Origin of the sequence: Streptomyces sp. NWU339 (assembly GCF_003143855.1) — a bacterium.
In the GTDB taxonomy this organism is placed as follows: domain Bacteria; phylum Actinomycetota; class Actinomycetes; order Streptomycetales; family Streptomycetaceae; genus Streptomyces.
In genome coordinates this window covers 1-7,370 of the sequence record NZ_QFRK01000101.1, presented here as the reverse complement: position 1 = coordinate 7,370, position 7,370 = coordinate 1, and the positions used below count along the sequence as shown (strand labels likewise).

General features: G+C 71.7%; 6 protein-coding genes. 5 read left to right on the top strand and 1 reads right to left on the bottom strand.

The window, feature by feature from the left end; all coding sequences use genetic code 11:
* The 5 genes from DIZ27_RS42780 to DIZ27_RS42760 form a co-directional block, all read left to right on the top strand.
* Positions 1-610, top strand: a 610-nt coding sequence (locus DIZ27_RS42780; RefSeq protein WP_181383986.1) for an alpha-glucosidase C-terminal domain-containing protein, incomplete at its 5' end; no start/stop codon positions are given.
* A gap of 28 nt (positions 611-638) precedes the next feature.
* Complete coding sequence (locus tag DIZ27_RS42775; RefSeq protein WP_109383688.1) at positions 639-2,000, top strand: maltokinase; 1,362 nt, start codon at positions 639-641, stop codon at positions 1,998-2,000.
* A gap of 4 nt (positions 2,001-2,004) precedes the next feature.
* The gene (gene glgB, locus DIZ27_RS42770; RefSeq protein WP_109383687.1) at positions 2,005-4,230 is read left to right on the top strand and encodes a 1,4-alpha-glucan branching enzyme; all 2,226 of its coding nucleotides are present in this window, start codon (positions 2,005-2,007) and stop codon (positions 4,228-4,230) included.
* A 379-nt stretch (positions 4,231-4,609) separates the two neighbouring features.
* Positions 4,610-6,514, top strand: coding sequence for a long-chain fatty acid--CoA ligase (locus DIZ27_RS42765; protein ID WP_109383686.1), 1,905 nt, complete (start codon positions 4,610-4,612; stop codon positions 6,512-6,514).
* A 164-nt stretch (positions 6,515-6,678) separates the two neighbouring features.
* Complete coding sequence (locus tag DIZ27_RS42760) at positions 6,679-7,113, top strand: ATP-binding protein (RefSeq protein WP_109383685.1); 435 nt, start codon at positions 6,679-6,681, stop codon at positions 7,111-7,113.
* On the opposite strand, the gene DIZ27_RS48195 is transcribed toward DIZ27_RS42760, so the two are convergent.
* Positions 7,058-7,370 (bottom strand): PRC-barrel domain-containing protein (locus DIZ27_RS48195; RefSeq protein ID WP_109383684.1); only part of this gene is annotated, 313 nt, incomplete at its 5' end. The genes DIZ27_RS42760 and DIZ27_RS48195 overlap by 56 nt on opposite strands.

Genomic DNA, 7,370 nt, shown 5'->3' with positions numbered 1-7,370 from the left:
GTTCACCGCCCTGCTGCTGTCCCTGCCCGGCTCGCCGATCCTCTACTACGGCGACGAGATCGGCATGGGCGACAACATCTGGCTCGGCGACCGCGACGCGGTGCGCACCCCGATGCAGTGGACCCCCGACCGCAACGCCGGCTTCTCCTCGGCGGACCCGGGCCGGCTGTTCTTGCCCACCATCATGGACCCGGTCTACGGCTACCAGGTCAGCAACGTCGAGGCGGCCATGGCCTCGCCGTCCTCGCTGCTGCACTGGACCCGCCGCATGATCGAGATCCGCAAGCAGAACCCCGCCTTCGGCCTGGGCTCCTACACCGAGCTGCCGTCCTCCAACCCGGCCGTGCTGGCCTTCTTGCGCCAGGCCCCCCCGGACGGGAGCGGCGGGGACGACCTGGTGCTGTGCGTGAACAACTTCTCCCGCTTCGCGCAGCCCACCGAGCTCGACCTGCGCGCCTTCGGGGGCCGTCATCCGGTCGAGCTGTTCGGCGGGGTGCGCTTCCCGGCCATCGGCGAACTGCCGTATCTGCTGACCCTGGGGGGCCACGGCTTCTACTGGTTCCGGCTCGCCCGAACCGCATCCCGATCCCGCATCGGCCGACGACTGTGAGCGTGCGCCGACGAAAGGGGGCGTCACCATGACGAAGACCGCATTCCTGCGTCCGCGCAGCGCACCCGCCGGGTCCATGGAGTCGTTCACCGGGCTGCTGCGCGAGTGGCTGCCGGAGCAGCGCTGGTTCGCCGGCAAGGACCGCCCCGTCACCGACCTCCATGTGCTGTCGATGACCGAGCTGTTCCCGGGCTGTCTGCACCTGCTGATCCACGCGGGCCACGGCGGCGTGCCCTCCCCCGGCAACACTCCCCCGGCCGGTGACTGCTACCAACTCCTCCTCGGCGTGCGGGAGCGCCCGTCGCCGCGCCTCGGCCGGGCGCTCATCGGCAGGGTGCAGGACGGGCCGCTGGCCGGACGGACGGTCTACGACGCCCTCCACGACCCCCGGTCGGCCCAGCTGCTCCTGGAACGGCTGCGGTACCCCGGCACGACCGGCCCCCTGCACTTCGAGTGCGACGCGGATCAGCCGGGTCCCGGCGCCGGGCTGGTACCGCGTCTGTTGGACGCCGAGCAGTCCAACTCCTCGCTGGTGTACGGCGAGGAGTTCATCCTGAAGGTCTTCCGGCGGATCCAGCCCGGAGTCAACCCGGATCTGGAGGTACCGGGCGCGCTGTCCCGGCAGGGCTGCCACCGGGTCCCCGCCCCGGTGGCCTGGTTGCGTACCACGCATCCGTTCAAGGCGACGCTCGGTGTCCTCCAGCCGTTCCTGCGGGACGCCTCCGACGGCTGGACGCTGGCCCTGGACGCACTGGCCGCCGGTGACGATTTCACCGCCCAGTCGCACGCCCTCGGCCGGGCCACGGCGGACGTGCACCTGGCACTGGCCTCGGCCTTCCCCGTCGGTGGCCCCGGGGAGAACGGAGTGACGGCGACGGCGATGGCCGAGCGGCTGACGGCCGCCGCGCACTCCGTCCCCGTCCTCCAGCCGTTCGTGCCCGGCCTGAAGGCCGCGTTCGCCGCGCTCGCGATCTGCGACCCCGGCCCGGCCGCCCAGCGCATCCACGGTGACCTGCACCTCGGGCAGGTGCTGCGGGCCGGACGCGACTGGTTCGTCATCGACTTCGAGGGCGAGCCGTCCCGGCCGCTCTCCGAACGGCGCAGCGCCCACTCCCCCCTGCGGGACATCGCCGGGATGCTGCGCTCGTTCGACTACGCCGCCCGCCAGCGGCACCCCTGGCGCCCGGAGTGGGCGCGCCGCTGCCGCGAGGCCTACTGCGCGGGCTACGCGGCGCGCTCCGGCTGGGACCCGCGCAAGAAGCACGGCCTGCTCCGCGCCTACGAGACGGACCGTGCCGTGTACGAGGTGCTGTACGAGGCCCGGCACCGACCCGACTGGCTGCCCGTACCCATGGCGGCGATCGAGCGCCTCGCCGTGAGAGGAGACTGAAGCCGTGGCCCTGCACGACACCCCGCTTCCCGAGTCGGCCGGGCCCGCCCCGTCCGCTCCGGCGGCACACCGGACCGCTCCCGCCCTCGATCCCACCGACCGGGGGCGCCTGCTGGCGGGCGCCCACCACGATCCTCACGCGCTGCTCGGCGCGCACCCGGTGCCGGGCGGCATCGCCTTCCGGGCGCTGCGCCCCTTCGCGCGGGCGGTGAGCGTGGTCACCGGCGGCGAGCGTGTCCCGCTCACCTCGGAGGGCGACGGCCTGTTCTCCGTGGTCCTGCCACTGGACGCGATCCCCGCGTACACCCTGGCGGTGGCGTACGGGGACGAGGACGCCGTGGAGGTGCACGACCCGTACCGGATGCTGCCCGCGCTCGGCGAGCTCGACCTGCATCTGATCGCCGAGGGGCGCCACGAGGAGCTGTGGACGGCGCTCGGCGCGCACCCCATGACCCATCAGGGCGTGAGCGGCACCCGCTTCACCGTGTGGGCGCCGAACGCGCAGGGGGTGCGGGTCGCCGGGGACTTCACCTGCTGGGACGGCACGGCGTTCCCGATGCGCTCGCTCGGTTCCTCCGGGGTGTGGGAGCTGTTCCTGCCGGGGATCGGCGAGGGCGCCCGCTACAAGTTCGAGGTGCACTCCCGGTACGGTCACCTCGCCCTCAAGGCGGACCCGATGGCGCGCCTCGCGGAGGAACCGCCGAACACGGCGTCGATCGTGACGTCCTCGCGCCACACCTGGGACGACGCCGAGTGGCTGGAGCGGCGGGCCCGGGTGCCCGTGCACGAGGCGCCGTTCTCGGTGTACGAGGTGCATCTGCCCTCCTGGCGGCCGGGCCTGACCTATCGTCAACTGGCCGACGAACTGCCCGCGTACGTCAAGGACCTCGGGTTCACCCATGTCGAGCTGATGCCGGTCGCCGAGCACCCCTACGGTCCGTCCTGGGGATACCAGGTCACCGGGTTCTACGCGCCGACCTCACGCCTCGGCTCGCCCGACGACTTCAGGTACCTGATCGACGCCCTGCACCGGGCCGGGATCGGCGTGATCATGGACTGGGTGCCGGCCCACTTCCCGAAGGACGACTGGGCGCTGGCCCGGTTCGACGGGGACCCGCTGTACGAGCCCGGGGACGCCCGGCGGGCGGAGCACCCGGACTGGGGGACGTACACGTTCGACTTCGCCCGGACCGAGGTGCGCAACTTCCTGGTCGCCAACGCCGTGTACTGGTGCGAGGAGTTCCACATCGACGGGCTGCGCGTGGACGCCGTCGCCTCCATGCTCTACCTGGACTACTCACGGGACTCCGGTCAGTGGGAGGCCAATGTGCACGGCGGCCGGGAGGACCTGGCCGCGGTGGCGTTCCTGCAGGAGATGAACGCGACCGTGTACCGGCGCTGCCCCGGCGTGGTGACGATCGCGGAGGAGTCGACCGCGTGGGGCGGGGTGACCCGGCCCACCGACACCGGTGGGCTGGGGTTCGGCCTGAAGTGGAACATGGGCTGGATGCACGACTCACTCGAGTACGTCTCCCACGAGCCGGTCCACCGCAAGTACCACCACCACGAGATGACGTTCTCGATGGTGTACGCCTACAGCGAGAACTACGTGCTGCCGATCTCGCACGACGAGGTCGTGCACGGCAAGCAGGCCCTGGTGTCGAAGATGCCCGGCGACTGGTGGCAGCGCCGGGCGAACACCCGGGCCTATCTCGGCTTCATGTGGGCCCACCCGGGCAAGCAACTGCTGTTCATGGGGCAGGAGTTCGCGCAGGGCGCCGAATGGTCCGAGCGGCACGGCCCCGAGTGGTGGCTGCTGGACGACGCGTACCACTCGGCGGGCGACCACCGCGGGGTACAGGACCTGGTGCGTGACCTCAACACCCGTTACCGCGCGACGGGCGCGCTGTGGCAGCGGGACACCGACCCGGCGGGCTTCCGCTGGGTCTCGGTGGACGCGGCCGAGGACAACGTGTTCGCGTTCCTGCGGTTCGACACCGAGGGGCGGCCGCTGCTCTCGGTGTCGAACTTCTCCCCGGTCGTCCGGCACGGGTACCGGCTCGGCGTGCCCGACGACGTGACCGCCTGGCAGGAGGTCCTCAACACGGACGCGGCCCGGTACGGCGGCGGTGACGTCACCAACCCGGACCCGGTCAAGCCCGAGGACGGCTGCGTCCGGATCACGCTCCCGCCCCTCGCGACGGTGTGGCTGGTGCCCGACGTCCCGTGAAACCCGGCGGCACCCGGCTCCGTACCCGTGCCGGACGGCAACCGACATGGGTACAACGCTCCCTGACGGTCCGTAAGGGAGGGCCCGGCGACGCCCCGACCGGCCGTGTGCGGTATACACGGGCGTGATGATCACCACCACCGGCTCCGTCCGGGGTCACGTGTGCGTCCCGTCCGGAACCATGCGTACGCCCCGGTCCGGAGCCGCCGAACCGTGCGGCTCACGTGCGGTCCGGGGGCACGGGAAGCTCCGAGATCATCGGTGTGGCCACACTTCCCGCGATCCCGGCCCCGGAACGCCCCGGCTCGGCTACATTCAGGCACCGCCGATGACTCTGCTCGTCGGCCGAGTCACAGCCCGTACATGTCAGGAGCAGTGCATGCGCGACCCCGCTCTCGCTCCCTGGGCCGCCTCGCCCCTGACGGGCGGCCTCGCGGACAGTCTCTTCGAGACGGCCGCCGAGAGCCCCACCCTGCCGATGCTCGCCCGCCGCACCGGCCCGGCCTCCACGACCTGGGAGGAGATCACCGCGCTGGAGTTCCGCGACCAGGTCGTCGACCTGGCCAAGGGGCTGGTCGCCTCGGGGCTGTCCCCGGGCGACCGCGTGGCGATCATGGCGCGCACCCGCTACGAGTGGACGGTCCTGTGCTACGCGCTGTGGACCGTGGGCGCCGAGGTCGTCCCCGTCTATCCGTCCTCCTCACGCGACCAGGTGGAGTGGATCCTCCGGGACTCCGGCTGCGTGGCCGTGATGGTCGAGGACGAGCAGGGGGTGATGACCGTCGGGTCCGTGTGCGCCGCGCTGCCGCTGCTGCGGCACGTCTGGCAGCTGGACTCGGGGGCACTGGACCAGCTGGTGGCGCGCGGCGAGTACATACCGGCGGCCATGGTCGACTCGCTGCGCCGGATCGTACTACCGGACTCCACCGCCGTGATCGCCTACACCTCCGGCACCTCGGGGCACGCGATGGGGTGCGCCCTGAGCCACCGCAACCTGGCCGCCCCCTGCGACACCCTGCTGGCGGGCTGGGCCCACACGGCTGCGCCGCCGGGAGAGCAGCCCGTGGTCCTCGCCTACCTGCCGTTCTCCCATGTGTACGGGCTGATGATTCAGGGCCTGTGCGTGCGCGGCGGGCTGCTGATGGGGCACGAACCCGACACCAGCACGGAATCCCTCTCCTCGGCCCTGCGCACCCTGCGGCCCACCTATCTGTACGCGGTCCCCTCCCTGCTGGAGAAGATCTACAAGAACTTCCTGCGCGCCTCCCAGCAGGCCGGGCGCGGAGCGCTGTTCGAGCGGGCCGCCGACACGGCCCGCGACTTCGCTGCCGCCGTGGAGCGGCAACGGCTGGGCCGGGGCCCGGGGCCCGGCCTCGACCTGCGGCTGCAGCACTCCCTGTACGAGCGCACGGTCTACCGCAAGCTGCGGGCCGCGCTGGGCGGCCGGATACGCAGGGCCACCTCGGGCGGCTCGGCCCTCAACCGGGACCTGTCCCTCTTCTACGAGGGCATCGGCATCTACGTCCACGACGGCTACGGGCTCACCGAGACCGGTGGCGGTGTGACGATGCAGCCGCTCGGCAGGGAGAAGTCCGGCACCGTCGGGCGGGCGCTGCCGGGCAGCGAGATCAGGGTGGCCGAGGACGGGGAGATCCTGGTGCGCGGGCCGTCGGTGTTCCAGGGTTACCTGGGCGACGAGGCCGCCACCCTGACCGCGCTGGCCGGCGGCTGGCTGGCCACGGGTGACCTGGGCCGGGTGGACTCGGAGGGCTATCTGACGATCACCGGCCGCAAGAAGGACATCATCATCACCAGCAGCGGCAAGAGTGTCGCGCCCGCAGCCCTGGAGCAGCGGCTGCGGATGCACCCTCTCGTCCACCAGGCCGTCGTCGTGGGCGACGACCGGCCCTGTGTGGGGGCGCTGATCACCCTGGACCCGGAGTTCCTGACGCACTGGCGGGCGGCTCTCTCCCTGCCGGGCGACGCGCCGACCCGGGAGGCCCGGGAGGAGAACGCGCTGCACGAGGAGATCGCGCGGGCGGTCGCCGCGGCGAACAGCAGTGTGTCGCGTTCGGAGTCGATCCGGGTGTTCCGGGTGCTGGCGGAGCCCTTCGACGTGACCAACGGGCTGCTGACGCCGTCGATGAAACTGCGCCGGGACGAGATCGTGCGACGCCACGCGCTGGAGATCGACGCGATGTACCACTCGCGTTCGCGTCCGAAACGGGCCCCGGCGCCGGAGGAGCCGTCGGTCTGGGACGACTCGGACAACGTCTTCCGCTGACCGCGCGGCACGCGGCGCCGAAGTGACGTGGGTGTCATCCACCGCGCACGGACATACGGGCGCGTAGGCTCCGCCGACCCGGGAACCCACAGAGCAGGGAGACGAAGGAAAAGAAACCAGCCACACGAACGGCTGCCCGTCGAATCCGGGGCAGGGAAGGCGACATGGCATCCGAGCCGCGCAGGGACAAGTCACTGGCCGCCGAGGAGATCACGGACCGCGTCGCCGGCTTCCACGGGGAGCTGCACGACGTCACCGACGCACGCCTGGTGGCGGAGGAGTTCCTCTTCGACCTGGCCCGCGTGTCCGCGCCGACGGCTCCGGAGCACTGGGACGACATCCTCCTGGTGGTCACGGAACTGGCAGCCAACGCGGTCCAGTACGCGCCGGGCCCCTTCGAGATGCGGTTGCGCCGGACGTTCGACGGGGTGCATGTGGTGATGCACGACACAAGCACCACCACGCCCGCACCCCGGCCCTTCCGGCCCAGCCGCGGCGGGGGCGGGATCGGCTGGCATCTGATTCACACGCTGTGCGACCAGGTCAGCGTCGTCGGCACCGACCACGGCAAGGACATCCATGTCTTCCTGCCCTGGTGATCGCCGTSAGGTACCCGGGGTCCATGGTCTCGCTGTCGGTCCTGAACCGGGGCGCCGCCTTCACTTCCGCCCTCGTGCAGGACACCGTTATCCTCCGCTCGCCGGTGTCGACGGCGGTGATGACGCCGACCGGCACGAGAAGGCTCCGGCCGAACACCCAGACGCCGGTGTCGACGACCAGGTGCCGCATGGAGTGGTGGTCGGCCTGCCGGTCCACATGGCCGATGGTGCCGTCGTTCGCGACGACGGTGTATCCC

Excerpts from the sequence above, each read along its gene's own strand:
- DIZ27_RS42760 (WP_109383685.1), top strand. The coding sequence starts at position 6,679 with ATGGCATCCGAGCCGCGCAGGGACAAGTCACTGGCCGCCGAGGAGATC.
- DIZ27_RS42775 (WP_109383688.1), top strand. The coding sequence starts at position 639 with ATGACGAAGACCGCATTCCTGCGTCCGCGCAGCGCACCCGCCGGGTCC.
- DIZ27_RS42765 (WP_109383686.1), top strand. The coding sequence starts at position 4,610 with ATGCGCGACCCCGCTCTCGCTCCCTGGGCCGCCTCGCCCCTGACGGGC.